The organism is Sulfitobacter sp. L-8 (assembly GCF_056859255.1).
Genome location: NZ_JBSXOD010000052.1, coordinates 227,975 through 242,706, shown reverse-complemented (window position 1 = coordinate 242,706; position 14,732 = coordinate 227,975). Strand labels below are relative to the sequence as shown.

The following is a 14,732-nucleotide window of genomic DNA, read 5'->3' as shown; positions in this document are numbered from 1 at the left end:
ACTGGCCCGGATCACGATTTGACGCCTGTCCGCCTACAGCCTGGCAATCACGAAATTACCCTTGGCACCCTTGCGAGCATGCGACGTTACCGCGTTGTACATTTGCACAAAAATGGGACATAATATGGTCAAGATCATCGGCTAGACGTTCGCCAACCCCCGTCAACAAGGGGGAATGACAGGCCCACTACAGCACCAACCGGAGCAGGCATGCTGGAATTCGACAACGTATCTAAATCGTTCTGGACGGGCACTCAGCACAAAGTGATCCTCGATCATGTGTCCTTTAGGGTGGAACTGGGAAATTCGTTGGGGATTCTGGCACCGAACGGCACCGGCAAGACGACATTGATCAACATGATGGCGGGGCTTGAGAAACCGGACGAAGGTGAGATCAGGCGCGGATGCAATATCAGCTTTCCGCTGGGGTTTATGGGCGGTGTGGTAAACAAGGTTTCGGCCATGGAAAACGCCCGATACATTGCACGGCTCTATGGGCTCGACCCGGACTATGTCGAAAGCTTTTGTCGATGGTTGTGCGGGCTTGGCGAATATTTCGACCAGCCCCTTGGCACCTATTCCGCCGGGATGAGGGGGCGCTTCTCTTTCGCCCTCCTGCTTGCACTTGATTTCGACATTTACCTGATCGACGAGGGGATGCCGAGCACGACCGATGTTGAATTCAATCGTAAAGCCGGCGAAATTCTGCAAGAACGGCTGCGCACGACCACAATTATCATCGTTTCGCACCAAGCCGAAACCTTGGAGCAATTCGCGCGTTCCGCTGCTGTACTATTGGGCGGAAAGCTTCATATATTCGATACCTTGGAAGAGGCAAAACAGCTTTATGACTACGAAACCCAAGGCTAGAAAATTTCGCATCAGACGCAACGCACCGGTGGCGTCGCAACCGGCACAGCCCGCGGCCGCCGCAACACCCGCAGATCCGCAGGGAGCGGCAGCGGCGGCCCGGCCTGCCGCACAGCCAAGCCGCCCCCGCGCCGTAGCCGATGCGCCCCGCCCTGCCCCATCTTCGCCAAGAAACACAGGCCCGGTGCGCAGCGGAGAAGTGGCATCGGCCAGCGAGGTCAGTAGTGAACAGGACATGGACGCCATTCGCCGCGAAGGGCTGACGGGGCGCCAGTTACGCATGGCCCGCCGGGTCGCACAGAAGCACGGACTTGCCCCCACCTCTGATTTTGATGCGGTGCGTTTGCTGCGCGCCGAAGGCATCGACCCGTTTCAGCGATCAAACATGCTCGAGCTTGTGGTGCCGCAGGAAAAAGGCTCGGGGAGCACGGCGCTGACCAAGGGGCGTATCCAACTGCCTCAAACGGTTCCCTCAGGTGGCGGCAACCTGCCCTCGACCGAGGTCAATCCAATGGATCGCCGGATGCGCGAAATAGCCGACATCCAGCGCGATATCACCAAACGTCGCCGCCGTAAGATGGCGCTGCTCATGGTGCGCCTTGCGTTCTTCGTTGGACTTCCGACAGTTATGGGCGGGTATTATTTCAACAGCATTGCGACCCCCATGTATGCGACTGACAGCCAGTTCTTGATCATCCAGAACGAAGGCACCGGCGGGTTGGGTCCGCTGGGGGGGTTACTACCGACCCAGTTTGCCAACTCTGCCGACAGTATCGCCACGCAAAGCTACCTTCAGTCCAAAGACGCCATGCTGCGTTTGGACAAGGATGTAGGCTTTATCAGTCATTTTTCGGATCCAAAGATCGATCCTATTCAGCGACTGGATGTTGGCGCGTCAAATGAGGCCGCATACAAGTTCTATAAGAAAAACGTGAAAATCGGGTACGACCCGACCGAAGGCATGATCCGGATGGAGGTTATCGCCGCAGATCCGCAGACAGCGACCCAGTTTTCCGAGCATTTGCTAACCTATGCGGAAGAACGCGTTAACGCCCTGTCGCAGCAAAAGCGTGAAGACGGGATGCGCGATGCGCGCGAGGCCTATGAACAAACGGTCAAAAAACGCCGCGATGCGCAAGAGGCGCTGATCAAGCTGCAAGTCGAAAACGGTGTAGACCCGGAAGCGGTCATTGCGTCGATCCGGGCCCAAATCAGCAATTACGAAACCCTGTTGCTGGAAAAAGAACTGGAGCTGGCGGCGTTGATGGACAACCCGCGCCCCAACCGGGCGAAAGTTGATGGCGTCCAAGGCGACGTCCGCCGGATCAGTAACCAGCTTGATCGGTTGAACGAACGGATGAACAGCGCAACCGCCGGCAGCAATTCCCTGGCTCAACAGGCCGTAAGCCTCCAGTTGGCCCAGGCCGATCTGGCAGCGGCTGACATGGCGCTTCAGGCCTCGCAGACGCAGATGGAACAAGCCCGCACAGAAGCCAATCGACAGGTCCGCTACCTCACGGTGGCGGTGCGTCCGGTCCCGTCGCAGGCCCCGTCGTATCCGCGCAAGTTTGAAAACACGATTTTGACATTCCTGATCTTTGCGGGCATCTATCTGATGTTGTCGCTGACATCGTCCATCCTCAAGGAACAGGTAACAAAATGATCCAAGTCGCCGTCGGAAATGTCACAATTGGCAACGATCTCCCTCTGACGGTCATCGCCGGCCCATGCCAGTTGGAGAGTGAAACCCATGCACAGATGATCGCGGGCCGGATGAAAGAAGCCTGTGATGCTGCGGGTGCCCAATTCGTTTTCAAGGCCAGCTATGACAAGGCCAACCGTACGTCACTGGGCGGCAAGCGCGGTCTTGGTATCGATGACGGTTTGGCCATCTTGCAATCGGTCGGAAAATCTATCGGGGTTCCCGTCCTGACTGACGTGCATACACAGGAACAGTGCGCGATCGCCGCCGAAGCGGTGGACATTCTGCAAATTCCGGCTTTCCTGTGTCGTCAGACCGACATGCTGCTTGCGGCTGGAAATACCGGCAAGGTCGTCAACGTGAAGAAGGGGCAGTTTCTGGCACCCTGGGACATGCCGAATGTGGTTTCCAAGATCGAATCCACTGGCAACAAGCGCATCTTGTTGACCGAACGTGGAACGTCGTTCGGCTATAACACTTTGGTTGCAGACATGCGCAGCCTGCCGCAAATGGCAAAAACCGGATACCCGGTTGTAATGGATGCCACGCATTCGGTGCAGCAACCCGGAGGACAAGGTGGATCAAGCGGCGGTCAGCGGGAATTTGCACCGGTAATGGCGCGCGCCGCAGTTGCCATCGGCGTAGGAGCGGTGTTCATCGAAACGCACGAAGATCCGGATAAAGCGCCCTCGGACGGGCCAAACATGATTTATCTCGATCAAATGCCGGCACTTATTGCATCGTTGATGAGGTTTGACTCACTGGCCAAGCAAGACCCGATCACGTTCTGATCATTTCCGAACCTAGACTGTCGCAGCCTTGCCGAAGGCTGCGATCAAGCCCGCGTCTTTGACCCCCGGGCGCGTTTCGACCCCTGATGATACATCGACCTGTCGCGCCCCCGTCATCCGCGCCGCTTCGGCGACGTTTTCAGGGGTCAACCCCCCCGCCAGCATCCACGGTTTGGGCCAGCTTCGCCCGGCAAGCAAACGCCAATCAAATGCCAACCCGTTGCCACCCGGTAACGCCGATCCTTTCGGTGGCTTTGCATCCACCAGTATTTGATCGGCGACATCCATATACGCATCAAGCTGCGCAAGATCTTCGGCCTGCGCGATCCCCACGGCCTTCATCACCGGCAGACCATATCGTTGCTTGACCTCGGTCACGCGTGCCGGTGTTTCGCTGCCGTGCAACTGCAACATGTCAACAGCCACAGCATCGGTGAGCGCGTCCAGAAACGCGTCATCGGCATTGACGGTCAAAGCAACCTTGCAAAGCCCCAAAGGCACCTCAAGCGCCAAAGGAGCAGCCTGCTGTAACGACACATTCCGCGGAGATTTTTCAAAGAAAACAAAGCCGACATACCGTGCACCTGCCGAGACTGCGGCCGATACATCGCCCACGTTCTGCAATCCGCAATACTTTACATGCAAATTCAGGGCCATCGGTTCTTCCTCGGACCGTCGTGGTCCGATGACGTCTTAGCTTGCTTGCTCCAAAAGCGCCAGAACCTCGTCCTGCCCTTCGTGTTTTTCGACTTTCAGTCGAGCGACTTCGCGCTCGAGCCGGCGCATCTCGCGGGCCTGACGCTCGGCTTCGGCACGCTGGCCGTATTCACGCACCCACTCCCATACGAACCCGACCAGCAAACCGGCAATGATGCTGCCGAGAATTACGATGAACAAAGGCACCCGAATTTCGGGGTTCAGTGCAAACCAGCCCGATACCTCGGTTGGCAGCAGCTTAAGCGACACCATGGACCGGTTGGCCAAGGCAACAGCAATAAGCGCAATGGCAAAGACTGCGATGCAGAGGTAACGAACGTAACGCATTAGGTATTCCCGTTTAAACGATCTCGAAGCAACTTGCCGGTTTTGAAGAACGGCACGTGTTTTTCTTCTACATTAACCGTTTCGCCTGTACGAGGGTTCCGGCCCACACGCGAGTCACGTTTTTTGACAGAGAAAGCACCGAAACCGCGAAGCTCCACCCGATCACCTTGAGCCATGGCACCGGTAATCTCTTCAAAGATGGTATTCACAATCCGTTCGACATCGCGCTGATAGAGGTGCGGATTATCGTCGGCAATCTTCTGGATCAGTTCAGATCGGATCATTTAACGTCCCCCCGAGATGTAATCTCTCATGATTTTATTTGGTGGACTATAGCAAATCCCACGCGTTCGTGAAGGCATGCATATTTCTAATCCACCGATTTCATGGCGGGAAGTTGCTGTTATTCGGTCGTTTTTTGCCGATTCATGTTATCGCTCGCAGCATTCTGCGCTGCGGCGCTTGATTGGTTCTCATCCAATCAAGTCGCGATTCGCACAAAAAAAGCCCCGCAGCGATCGCTGCGAGGCCCCGTTCAATCCAACAAGCGCTAAGGCTTATTCGTCGCCTTTCAGAGCGGCACCCAGGATATCGCCCAGGGACGCGCCGGAGTCAGACGAGCCATACTGTTCGACTGCTTCTTTCTCTTCTGCGATTTCGCGGGCTTTGATCGACACACCCAGACGATGCGCTTTGGCATCGACGTTTGTGATGCGAACGTCGACCTTATCACCTACCGAGAAACGCTCGGGGCGCTGTTCGGCACGGTCACGCGACAGATCAGAGCGACGGATAAAGGCTTTCATGCCTTCGTAATCTACTTCGATACCGCCTTCTTCGATGGACGTAACAGTCACAGTCACCACGGAGCCGCGTTTAACACCGCCCACTGCTTCTGCGAACTTATCACCACCGACACCTTTGATCGACAGCGAGATACGCTCTTTCTCAACGTCGACTTCGGACACAACGGCCTGAACCATATCGCCCTTGCGGTAGTTCTGGATCGCGTCTTCGCCACGTTCATCCCATGACAGGTCGGACAGGTGAACCATGCCGTCGATGTCGCCTGGCAGGCCAACAAACAGACCGAATTCGGTGATGTTTTTGACTTCGCCTTCGACTTCGGTGCCTTCAGGGTGTGTTTCTGCAAACACTTCCCATGGGTTACGCTGTGTCTGCTTGAGACCCAGGGAAACGCGACGCTTGGCACCGTCGATTTCCAGAACCATGACTTCGACTTCCTGGCTGGTGGAAACGATCTTGCCGGGGTGTACGTTCTTCTTGGTCCAGGACATTTCGGAAACGTGAACCAGACCTTCAACCCCGGGCTCAAGCTCAACAAATGCGCCGTAATCGGTAATGTTGGTCACACGGCCAGTGTGCGAGGATTCCAGCGGGTATTTAGCGGCAACCAGATCCCATGGATCTTCTTGCAATTGCTTCATGCCCAAGGAGATACGGTGTGTCTCTTTGTTGATCTTGATGACTTGAACCTTGATGGTCTCGCCGATTGTCAGAATCTCGGAAGGGTGGTTCACACGGCGCCATGCCATGTCTGTGACGTGCAGCAAGCCGTCAACGCCGCCCAGATCAACAAACGCACCGTATTCGGTGATGTTCTTGACCACGCCGTCGACTTCCTGACCTTCGGTCAGGTTGCCGATAACTTCGGCGCGCTGTTCGGCACGTGATTCTTCAAGGATGGCACGACGCGATACAACAATGTTACCGCGACGACGGTCCATTTTCAGAACCTGGAACGGCTGCTTCAGACCCATCAACGGGCCGGCATCGCGCACGGGACGTACATCAACCTGAGAACCGGGAAGGAAGGCAACAGCGCCGCCCAGATCAACGGTAAAGCCACCTTTGACACGGCCAAAGATCGCGCCTTCAACGCGCTCTTCGGCGGCATAGGCTTTTTCCAGACGGTCCCAGGCTTCTTCGCGGCGCGCCATCTCGCGAGAGATAACAGCTTCGCCACGTGAGTTTTCAACCTGACGCAGGAATACTTCGACTTCGTCGCCGACTTCCACTTTGGGTGCTTCGCCAGGCTCGGCAAATTCTTTCAGCTCAACGCGGCCTTCCATCTTGTAGCCGACGTCGATAATAGCTTGGCCCGCTTCGATCGCGATAACCTTGCCTTTGACAACTGAGCCCTCTTCGGGCGTGTCCATTTCAAAGCTTTCTTCCAAAAGTGCTTCGAAGTCTTCCATTGAGTTCATAGCCATGTAGCTTGATTTTCCTTTAGCATTTGGTTTCTGGCCGCGCGGTTGTCTCCGCCGGTCTATGGTTGAAGATGTCGTCCGTGATGGTGTTCGGCACAAAAAGCAAAGAGGGCCGGACAAAACCGACCCTGCCTGATATATCGTGTCCGAAGCTGTAGCCGCCCCTTAGACATTCGCGCATATAAAGGAAAAATAGATGGGTGGCAAGCGCAAGCACTACCAGACTTGTCGGTGTAGTCCGCTATCAGAGTGCACCGGGCTGGCCTGACGCGCGGGCCCTCACAAAGCCTTGCCGACGGGCTTTGCGAGGGTGGTTGGACGGTTAGGCTTCGGTCGGGCCGCCTGCGTCTTTCCAGCCGGGGAAACCACCAATATTCGTTACATTGGTATATCCCATGTCGTGCAGAGTCTTGCCCGACAGGGCAGCCTGGCCCCCTGCACCACAAATCAGATAGATTTCGGCATCCTTCTTGAAGACGGGATCATACAGAGCCTCGACTTTGGGATCGGCCCGAAATTCGATCATGCCCCGAGGGACCCGGTGCGCGCCCTTGATAGTACCAGTTTCGGCGATAGCCGCAGAATCGCGCACATCGATGAAAATGCCGTTGCCCTCCGCATGTTTGGCTATCGCATCCTTAACGTCCATTTTCGGGACCACAGCATTCGCGTCGTCGAGATACTCTTGCGCGGTTTTCATGGTAAATTTCCTTTCCATTTAAGACTGATGGTGCACGCCGAACGGCCCGCACACATCGGACTCAAACGCCGGGCGGGGACTGTACGTTCCCGATGCAAAAGAGTTTTTCCACCAGATATCATGAACAGGTTTGTGAATCCAAACGCCGGGACAGCCCAAGGGCACATTCCGCCAGAACCGCTGCCTATTCCCCGCGACGCGCGTTCACCAATGCAATCGCACGGGCCACGGCGGCCTCGATATCCATGGTGGACGTATCCATAAGCTCCGCGTCCTCGGCGGGTCGCAGGGGGGCTTCCGCGCGGCTGCTATCGCGTGCGTCACGGGCCTGAACATCCGCCAGCACGCCTTCAAGGGTGACTGTCGGATCCACCCGGCTCAGCTCGGCAAAACGTCGGGCAGCACGTACCTCGGGGGTGGCCGTGATAAACAGCTTAACCTGGGCATCGGGGCATATCACCGTACCGATATCGCGACCGTCCAGCACGGCACCGCCGGCCCGCATTGCAAAGCTGCGTTGGAAATCGACCAGTGCACTGCGTACGGCGGGGATCGCTGCGGCCCGGCTTGCCGCCTCGGCAACCGCACTGGAACGCAATTGGTCACTCTCCAGATCCCGCGCCTTCAGCGTTTCGGCAGCTTCTTCGGCGGTAACGCCATTCAGCACCTTTGCCCCGACAGCGCGGTATAACAAGCCGGTATCAAGATGCGCAAAACCAAAATGCGCGGCGACGGCGCGCCCGACTGTACCTTTGCCGGCTGCAGCGGGGCCATCAATGGCTACGGTAAAACCCAACATCACAGCACTCCTTTTGTGACTTTGGCCCCAAGCTGCTCCATCAACGTCTCAAATATCGGGAAGGACGTGGTGATCGGTGATCCGTCATCGACACCTACAGGCGCGTTCGACGCCATGCCCAGGATCATGAACGACATGGCGATGCGGTGATCAAGCTGGCTGGCGCAGGTCGCGCCACCCGGGACGTTGCCGTGTCCCAACCCGTGCACGGCCCACCAATCGGAGCCTTCATCAACGTCGATACCATTGGCGCGCAACCCCTTGGCCATGGCGTCGATCCGGTCGCTTTCCTTGACACGAAGCTCTTTCACGCCCCGCATCATCGTCTGCCCCTCGGCAAAGGCGGCGACAACGGACAAGACCGGATATTCGTCGATCATAGACGCGGCACGCGTCGGCGGCACGTCGATGCCTTTCATCCGAGGCGAGAATTTCGCCCGCAGATCCGCCACGGGTTCACCGCCTTCAATCCGTTCATTTTCATAGGTCAGGTCCGCCCCCATTTCGCGCAAGGTGGTAAACAGCCCTGCCCGCGTCGGATTCAGCCCGATACCGGGCACCAGAACGTCTGACCCCGGCACGATCAACGCCGCACAGACCGGAAACGCCGCCGAAGAAGGATCGCGCGGCACCTCTACGTGTTGGGCGCGCAATTCGGGCTGGCCGGTCAAGGTAATCACCCGGCCCTCGTCGGTGTCTTCGACAGTGATCTCGGCACCAAACCCCGCCAGCATCCGTTCGGTATGGTCACGTGTGGCTTCGGCCTCGATCACCACGGTTTTACCAGGTGCGTTAAGCCCGGCCAACAGCACCGCCGACTTTACCTGTGCAGAGGGCACGGGCACGACATAGCGCACCGGCACCGGGTCAACCGCGCCCACGATCGTCATCGGAAGACGCCCGCCTTTGCGCCCAACCGATTGCGCACCAAACAACGCCAAAGGATCAGTTACCCGCGCCATGGGCCGCCCGTTCAAGCTCGCGTCGCCGGTAAAGGTGGCGGTGATCGGACAGGTCGCCATCGATCCCATGATCAGACGCACACCTGTGCCGGAATTTCCGCAGTCGATCACTCCGTCGGGTTCGGCAAAGCCGCCGACCCCGACCCCATGTACCGACCAGTTGCCACCACCGTGATTACTGACCTCGGCACCGAATGCCTGCATCGCTTTGGCGGTATCCAGCACATCATCACCTTCAAGCAATCCGGTGATCGTTGTCTCACCGACGCACATGGCGCCCAGAATCAACGAACGATGCGAGATTGACTTGTCGCCCGGCACCTCGGCTGTGCCTGTTAGCGGACCGCAAGCAGAAGACGTCATCGGAACGGGTGTGGCGTGGCTGGACATGAAAAACCCCTAAGGTAAAATTTGAACGCTGTCATAAACCAGCACGCAGGTGCCGTCCATCGTCACGTCTATGCCAGCCTGCGCGATCGCACGTACAACTGACAACGCTATGGCGACGACCAGGCAGCGGCTTGCGCCACGCAACCGCAAAGAGCCGCGAACCGGTTATAGCTTCCTGAATGTCAGATAATGCGGCACTCGTCCCTCGCGCAGTGCCTTTTGTTCGTAGCGTGTCGAAATCCAGTCGTCCCACGGTTCTTTCCAGTCCTCGGGACGTTCCGCCAGCCATTCGAACCCATGGCGCGGGACTTGCTCAAGGGTCTGACGGACGTAGTCTTCGATGTCAGTGGCCACTCGGAAAGCGGCACCGGGTTTCAAGACTTTCGCCAAGGGCTCCAGATGTTCGGGGGTCACGAAACGGCGACGATGATGTCGGGTTTTTGGCCAAGGATCAGGATAAAGCAGGAAGGCGCGGTCAATCGACCCCTGAGGCAGCACGTCAAAGATATCACGCGCATCGCCGGGGTGGATCGCCACATTTTCAACGGCAGCGCGACGTATCTTGCCCAACAGCATGGCAACGCCGTTGATGTAAGGCTCGCACCCGATGATCCCGACGTCGGGATTCCGGGTCGCTTGATGTACCATGTGTTCGCCGCCGCCAAAGCCGATTTCAAGCCACACCGGCTTGCCCGCGAACAGGCCCTGCAAATCCAGCGGTTCACGAGATGGATTAGCGTCCCAGTCGACAGGGCCTGGTGAAAGTGCATCAAGGTCTTCCTCAATATAGCCCTTCTGGCTTTGCTTGAGGGATTTGCCTTTGAGGCGTCCATAAAAATTTCGGCGGGGGCGTTCTGAATGTGTCATGGCGCTGCCTTTAGCCTGCACAAAGGGTGGGCGCAACGGTCTGCCGATCAGTCCCTGCGGCCAAAACGGAGGCGGCCTTGGCAAAGGTCGCCCCCCCCCCTGTGATGCAGTCCGGCTTAAAGCGCAGATTTGAGGGCATCGACCAGATCGGTCTTTTCCCAGCTGAAGCCGCCATCCGCTTCGGGTGCGCGGCCAAAATGACCATAGGCCGCTGTGCGTTCATAGATCGGTTTGTTCAGTTGCAAATGCTCGCGGATACCGCGCGGGGTCAGGTCGATAATCTGACCGATTGCCTTTTCAATCGCCGCGTCAGCAACATCGGCGTCGCCGCCGAACGTGTCACAATAGATCGACAGCGGCTTGGACACGCCGATCGCATAGCTCAACTGGATCGTGCATTTCTCGGCCAGCCCCGCCGCGACCACATTCTTGGCCAGATAACGGGCAACGTAGGCGGCCGAACGATCGACCTTTGTCGGGTCTTTACCCGAGAACGCGCCGCCCCCGTGCGGGGCCGCGCCGCCATAGGTATCGACGATGATCTTGCGCCCGGTGAGCCCGGCGTCGCCGTCAGGGCCGCCAATCACGAAAGTCCCGGTTGGGTTCACCCACCATTCGGTGTCGGCGGTGATCCAGCCTTCGGGCAGGACTTCGGTGATATAGGGTTCGACGATATCGCGGATGTCGGCGCTGGTCTGGCTTTCATGCGCGTGCTGCGTCGACAACACGATCGAAGACACACCGACCGGTTTGCCGTTCTCATAGCGCACGGAAAGCTGGCTTTTCGCGTCGGGGCGCAATGTGGGTTCGGTGCCGTCCTTGCGGGCTTGGGTCAGTCGGCGCAGGATCGCATGGGCATAATGGATCGGCGCGGGCATGAGTTCGGGTGTTTCGGTGGTGGCAAATCCGAACATGATGCCCTGATCGCCGGCACCCTCTTCCTTGTCGCCCGACGCATCTACACCCTGCGCAATATGCGCGGACTGCGGGTGCAGCAGATTGGTAATCTCGCATGTGGCGTGGTGGAACTCGTCCTGCTCATAGCCGATGTCTTTGATGCAAGCACGGGCGATGCTTTCGATCCTGCCCATATATTCACTCAGCTTGTCTCTATCCGACAGGCCGACTTCGCCGCCGATGACCACGCGATTGGTGGTGGCAAAGGTTTCCGCGGCGACCCGCGCTTCGGGTTCTTCAGTCAGAAAGGCATCGAGAACGGCATCAGAAATCCGGTCGCAAACCTTGTCTGGGTGGCCCTCGGAAACGGATTCCGAGGTGAAGGTATAATTCATGCGGGACATTTAGTGCTCCAATAGGTTTCGTAGCCACGTCAGGAAGCCGTTGTGGCCGATACATAGGGCTTAACTTTGACGAGCAGGCGGGTCAAACTCTAACTTTCTCCGACCTTCTGGAGCGACTGATGACCAGCACCCCGAACCCGGCGAATAAAACCGCAAGAAATGGCCACTCCCCCAACTTGCTATAGATCGTTGCCGCACGGGGGGCAGGCAGGCGCGCATCAAGGAAACCGGCTTGGTTCAGTGCAAGGCTTGCGGTGACCTGCCCCCAGGGGTCAATCATCGCCGACACGCCGGTATTGGCGACACGCGCCATCGGCAGGCCCTGTTCGATTGCGCGCATCCGCGCCTGCGCAAGGTGTTGCAACGGCCCCTGCCCCTTGCCGAACCACGCATCATTCGTCAGTTGCATCAAGAACGCGGGTCTCTCGGGGGCCGCGTTGACGTCGCGTGCGAACACCGCTTCGTAGCAGATCAGTGGCAGGGCCTGACCCAAGGGCCCCAGATCCATCAGCTCTGCGCCGGGACCGGCAGAAAACCCGGAATTGAACTGTGACGCGATACCGCGAATGCCCCAACGGTTCACCACGTCGGCAAAGGGAACATATTCGCCAAATGGCACCAGGTGGTGCTTGTCATAGGTCTGCGTCACGTTCGCTGAAGCCCCAAGCAGGATCGCGGAGTTATAGAACTGTGTCTCGGTGCGACGCTGCACCCCGAGCACCACAGGCTTGCCCTCAGCAGCAACGCTGATGTAGTCAAGCGCGCCCTGTGCCAGGTCAAGCGGCCAGGCAATGGCGGTTTCCGACCAAAGGATCAGATCCGGTTGCCGGCTGCCCGGCGCGGGCGGAGCGCTGGTGAAGGCAAGCTGGCGATCAAAGAATTCGGGAATTTTCGTGGGGTCCCACTTGTCTTTTTGTGCGGCATTAGGCTGCACCATCCGAATGGTGAAATCGGTCAAGGCGGCCTCGGACCGGCTGAACGGTACGATCAGCAACACGGCTGCGACACCCCACAGCGCGTACATCCCCGCGCGACGCACGAACAAGCCACTTGCTGGACGCGCGCAGGCAACGGCAAGGCCGACAAACAACAGGGTCATACCATACGGCCCGATTACAGCCAGCCCCTGACCGGGCCAGAGATTCACCAGGCCCTGACTGAACATGCCCCATGGAAAACCTGTAAAGAGATAGCCGCGCAGCAATTCCGCGGTCGGCAGCAAAATGATCAACGGCCAGGATCGGGGCGACAGCCAGCGCGCTATTCCGAACGCCAGCCCCCAGTACAGGGCAAGCCCACCGCATAGCAAAACCAGGGCGAAAGGGGCCATCCAGGCGTAGCGTTCGGCATCGACCATGAACGGAGAGAGCAGCCAGGTCCAACCATGCATGAAGTAACCCACTGCGAAGCCCCAGCCGACGGCGGCAGCGTGCATGGGTCGAGGGCTGTACCGAAACAGAAACACCAGCGCCACGACGCTGAGGAACATGACAGCCGGCATATCATAAGGAGCTTGACCAAACGCCCCCACGGCACCCGCGCCAATAGCACCGGCAAACCGCAGCCACGTACGTCTTGCGGTTGGCATCATGATTTGCCTGGCATCCGTACCCGCAGACGTTTGATCCGGCGTGGGTCAGCGTCGATCACCTCGAACTCCGGCCCATCGGGGTGCACGACGACTTCACCACGCGCGGGAACGCGCCCCGACAGCATGAAGACCAGCCCCCCGAGGGTGTCGATTTCCTCTTCGTCCACGTCGTCATGGTCGGTAAGGGAGTGGCCGATCTCGGATTCGAAATCATCGAGGGGGGTCTTGGCAAGCGCGAGATAACAGCCCGGTTTCTCCACGGTCCAGTATTTGCCTTCGTCGACGTCGTGTTCGTCCTCAATTTCCCCGATGACCTGTTCGATCAGATCTTCGATGGTAACCAGCCCGTCAACGCCACCATATTCATCGATGACCAGTGCCATATGCCGCCGCTCTGCCTGCATCTTGGTGAGCAGAACCCCGATCGTCATCGACGGCGGCACGTAAACGAGCGGGCGCAGCATCGCGGCCAGATCGAAGTCTTCGGTGTTGCCATTGAAGCCATGGGTCAAGGCCAGATCCTTGAGGTGGGCCATGCCCACCGGCGTATCGAGCGTGCCGTCATAGACCGGCAGGCGTGTCAGGCCGCTTTCCTTGAAAACGCTTACCAGTTCTTCCAGACTGGTGGTAATCGGTACCGCGGTGATATCTGCCTTGGGAACGGCGACGTCGTCGACCCTCATCCGACGCAAGTTCATCATGCCACGCGCCGACAACCTGTCGGCCTGCGCGGCCGTAGTCTCTTCTTCGTCGAGGGCATCAGATGTGCTGAGAGCCCCCATCATCCGTGAGAAGAACCCCCCGGTTTTTGGGGCGTCCTCTAAATCTTCAGTGTCAACCGCTATCAATGTGTCTTCGGGCCGCGCGCTGTGCGCCGCCTCAGATGATCCGTCTGTCTCGCCCATCAGGTCCTGTCTTCATGTGTTGATGCAGGAAGTGTTCCCGCGTTCTCCTTATATGGGTCATCCAACCCCAGTTTGCCAAGTACTTCCACTTCGATCTGCTCCATTAACGCCGCATCCGCGTCGCGTTCATGGTCGTACCCCAGCAGATGCAGAACGCCGTGCACAAGCAGATGCGTCACATGATCGGCCATGGATTTGCCCATCGCTTGAGCTTCGGTCGAACAGGTATCGTAAGAGATAGCGATATCACCCAATTCGAGAACATCGTCAAAATCCGGCTTTACCGGAAGCGGAATACCGCCGTCGTCCGGGGCACCGCGTTCCTGGGACGGCCAGCTTAGCACGTTGGTCGGCGCAGGCTTGCCACGATAATCGGCGTTCAGTGCCGAAATGCGATCGTCATTGCACGCGAGAATCGACACCTCGGCGGCGGAGGGATCGACGTCGAGATGCCGCAAGGTCGCGGTGACGGCCCGCTGGCCCAAGGCAGCCAGATCAAGCGCGGACCAGCGCCGGTCTTCTTCGACGATGTGGAGATCATCCATCATTGGCAGACCGGGGGCCAGCCCCCGGACCCCC

The 14,732-nt window shown here is 58.2% G+C and carries 15 protein-coding genes and 1 riboswitch; of the genes, 3 read left to right on the top strand and 12 right to left on the bottom strand.

What is annotated here, in order from left to right; all coding sequences use genetic code 11:
* Positions 1 to 210: 210 nt before the first annotated feature.
* Genes AC13DE_RS13090 through kdsA form a run of 3 tightly spaced genes read left to right on the top strand, consistent with a single transcriptional unit; the run spans position 211 to position 3,363 of the window.
* Positions 211 to 870, top strand: coding sequence for an ABC transporter ATP-binding protein (locus tag AC13DE_RS13090; RefSeq protein ID WP_413851337.1), 660 nt, complete (start codon positions 211 to 213; stop codon positions 868 to 870).
* The gene (locus AC13DE_RS13085) at positions 848 to 2,533 is read left to right on the top strand and encodes a KpsE/RkpR family capsule polysaccharide export protein (protein ID WP_483048063.1); all 1,686 of its coding nucleotides are present in this window, start codon (positions 848 to 850) and stop codon (positions 2,531 to 2,533) included. The genes AC13DE_RS13090 and AC13DE_RS13085 overlap by 23 nt, the downstream gene beginning before the upstream one ends.
* On the top strand, positions 2,530 to 3,363 hold the full coding sequence (kdsA, locus tag AC13DE_RS13080; protein ID WP_413851341.1) for a 3-deoxy-8-phosphooctulonate synthase: 834 nt from the start codon (positions 2,530 to 2,532) through the stop codon (positions 3,361 to 3,363). The genes AC13DE_RS13085 and kdsA overlap by 4 nt, the downstream gene beginning before the upstream one ends.
* A 12-nt stretch (positions 3,364 to 3,375) precedes the next feature.
* Here kdsA and AC13DE_RS13075 read toward each other — a convergent pair whose 3' ends face one another.
* The 12 genes from AC13DE_RS13075 to ybeY form a co-directional block, all read right to left on the bottom strand.
* Positions 3,376 to 4,020: a phosphoribosylanthranilate isomerase gene (locus tag AC13DE_RS13075; protein WP_483048062.1), complete on the bottom strand. Its 645-nt coding sequence runs from the start codon at positions 4,018 to 4,020 to the stop codon at positions 3,376 to 3,378.
* Positions 4,021 to 4,056: 36 nt separating this feature from the next.
* Positions 4,057 to 4,407, bottom strand: coding sequence for a LapA family protein (locus AC13DE_RS13070; RefSeq protein ID WP_483048061.1), 351 nt, complete (start codon positions 4,405 to 4,407; stop codon positions 4,057 to 4,059).
* Positions 4,407 to 4,691 carry an integration host factor subunit beta gene (gene ihfB / locus AC13DE_RS13065; protein WP_446296206.1) on the bottom strand — a complete coding sequence of 95 codons (285 nt, stop codon included), beginning with the start codon at positions 4,689 to 4,691 and terminating at the stop codon, positions 4,407 to 4,409. The genes AC13DE_RS13070 and ihfB overlap by 1 nt, the downstream gene beginning before the upstream one ends.
* Positions 4,692 to 4,964: 273 nt before the next feature.
* On the bottom strand, positions 4,965 to 6,641 hold the full coding sequence (gene rpsA / locus AC13DE_RS13060) for a 30S ribosomal protein S1 (RefSeq protein WP_446296205.1): 1,677 nt from the start codon (positions 6,639 to 6,641) through the stop codon (positions 4,965 to 4,967).
* A 319-nt stretch (positions 6,642 to 6,960) separates the two neighbouring features.
* Complete coding sequence (locus AC13DE_RS13055; protein WP_483048060.1) at positions 6,961 to 7,338, bottom strand: rhodanese-like domain-containing protein; 378 nt, start codon at positions 7,336 to 7,338, stop codon at positions 6,961 to 6,963.
* 184 nt (positions 7,339 to 7,522) lie between these two features.
* Positions 7,523 to 8,137: a (d)CMP kinase gene (locus tag AC13DE_RS13050; protein WP_446314168.1), complete on the bottom strand. Its 615-nt coding sequence runs from the start codon at positions 8,135 to 8,137 to the stop codon at positions 7,523 to 7,525.
* Positions 8,137 to 9,489 (bottom strand): 3-phosphoshikimate 1-carboxyvinyltransferase, encoded by a 1,353-nt coding sequence (gene aroA / locus AC13DE_RS13045; RefSeq protein WP_483048059.1) that lies wholly within the window; start codon positions 9,487 to 9,489, stop codon positions 8,137 to 8,139. The genes AC13DE_RS13050 and aroA overlap by 1 nt, the downstream gene beginning before the upstream one ends.
* 165 nt (positions 9,490 to 9,654) lie before the next feature.
* Positions 9,655 to 10,356: a tRNA (guanosine(46)-N7)-methyltransferase TrmB gene (gene trmB, locus AC13DE_RS13040; RefSeq protein ID WP_483048058.1), complete on the bottom strand. Its 702-nt coding sequence runs from the start codon at positions 10,354 to 10,356 to the stop codon at positions 9,655 to 9,657.
* A 116-nt stretch (positions 10,357 to 10,472) separates the two neighbouring features.
* The gene (metK, locus tag AC13DE_RS13035; protein WP_483048057.1) at positions 10,473 to 11,657 is read right to left on the bottom strand and encodes a methionine adenosyltransferase; all 1,185 of its coding nucleotides are present in this window, start codon (positions 11,655 to 11,657) and stop codon (positions 10,473 to 10,475) included.
* A gap of 4 nt (positions 11,658 to 11,661) precedes the next feature.
* A riboswitch (SAM-SAH riboswitch) is annotated at positions 11,662 to 11,709 on the bottom strand.
* A 30-nt stretch (positions 11,710 to 11,739) separates the two neighbouring features.
* Positions 11,740 to 13,248, bottom strand: a complete 1,509-nt coding sequence (gene lnt, locus AC13DE_RS13030) for an apolipoprotein N-acyltransferase (RefSeq protein WP_483048056.1) — start codon at positions 13,246 to 13,248, stop codon at positions 11,740 to 11,742.
* The gene (locus AC13DE_RS13025; protein ID WP_483048055.1) at positions 13,245 to 14,153 is read right to left on the bottom strand and encodes a hemolysin family protein; all 909 of its coding nucleotides are present in this window, start codon (positions 14,151 to 14,153) and stop codon (positions 13,245 to 13,247) included. Before AC13DE_RS13025 ends, lnt begins: the two co-directional genes overlap by 4 nt.
* Positions 14,153 to 14,698: an rRNA maturation RNase YbeY gene (gene ybeY, locus AC13DE_RS13020; protein ID WP_483048100.1), complete on the bottom strand. Its 546-nt coding sequence runs from the start codon at positions 14,696 to 14,698 to the stop codon at positions 14,153 to 14,155. Before ybeY ends, AC13DE_RS13025 begins: the two co-directional genes overlap by 1 nt.
* Positions 14,699 to 14,732 lie beyond the last annotated feature (34 nt).

What these genes read in the sequence shown, in the direction of transcription:
- AC13DE_RS13090 (WP_413851337.1), top strand. Translation starts at nt 211, where the DNA reads ATGCTGGAATTCGACAACGTATCTAAATCGTTCTGGACGGGCACTCAG.
- AC13DE_RS13085 (WP_483048063.1), top strand. Translation starts at nt 848, where the DNA reads ATGACTACGAAACCCAAGGCTAGAAAATTTCGCATCAGACGCAACGCA.
- kdsA (WP_413851341.1), top strand. Translation starts at nt 2,530, where the DNA reads ATGATCCAAGTCGCCGTCGGAAATGTCACAATTGGCAACGATCTCCCT.
- AC13DE_RS13075 (WP_483048062.1), bottom strand. Translation starts at nt 4,020, where the DNA reads ATGGCCCTGAATTTGCATGTAAAGTATTGCGGATTGCAGAACGTGGGC.
- AC13DE_RS13070 (WP_483048061.1), bottom strand. Translation starts at nt 4,407, where the DNA reads ATGCGTTACGTTCGTTACCTCTGCATCGCAGTCTTTGCCATTGCGCTT.
- ihfB (WP_446296206.1), bottom strand. Translation starts at nt 4,691, where the DNA reads ATGATCCGATCTGAACTGATCCAGAAGATTGCCGACGATAATCCGCAC.
- rpsA (WP_446296205.1), bottom strand. Translation starts at nt 6,641, where the DNA reads ATGGCTATGAACTCAATGGAAGACTTCGAAGCACTTTTGGAAGAAAGC.
- AC13DE_RS13055 (WP_483048060.1), bottom strand. Translation starts at nt 7,338, where the DNA reads ATGAAAACCGCGCAAGAGTATCTCGACGACGCGAATGCTGTGGTCCCG.
- AC13DE_RS13050 (WP_446314168.1), bottom strand. Translation starts at nt 8,137, where the DNA reads ATGTTGGGTTTTACCGTAGCCATTGATGGCCCCGCTGCAGCCGGCAAA.
- aroA (WP_483048059.1), bottom strand. Translation starts at nt 9,489, where the DNA reads ATGTCCAGCCACGCCACACCCGTTCCGATGACGTCTTCTGCTTGCGGT.
- trmB (WP_483048058.1), bottom strand. Translation starts at nt 10,356, where the DNA reads ATGACACATTCAGAACGCCCCCGCCGAAATTTTTATGGACGCCTCAAA.
- metK (WP_483048057.1), bottom strand. Translation starts at nt 11,657, where the DNA reads ATGTCCCGCATGAATTATACCTTCACCTCGGAATCCGTTTCCGAGGGC.
- lnt (WP_483048056.1), bottom strand. Translation starts at nt 13,248, where the DNA reads ATGATGCCAACCGCAAGACGTACGTGGCTGCGGTTTGCCGGTGCTATT.
- AC13DE_RS13025 (WP_483048055.1), bottom strand. Translation starts at nt 14,153, where the DNA reads ATGGGCGAGACAGACGGATCATCTGAGGCGGCGCACAGCGCGCGGCCC.
- ybeY (WP_483048100.1), bottom strand. Translation starts at nt 14,698, where the DNA reads ATGGATGATCTCCACATCGTCGAAGAAGACCGGCGCTGGTCCGCGCTT.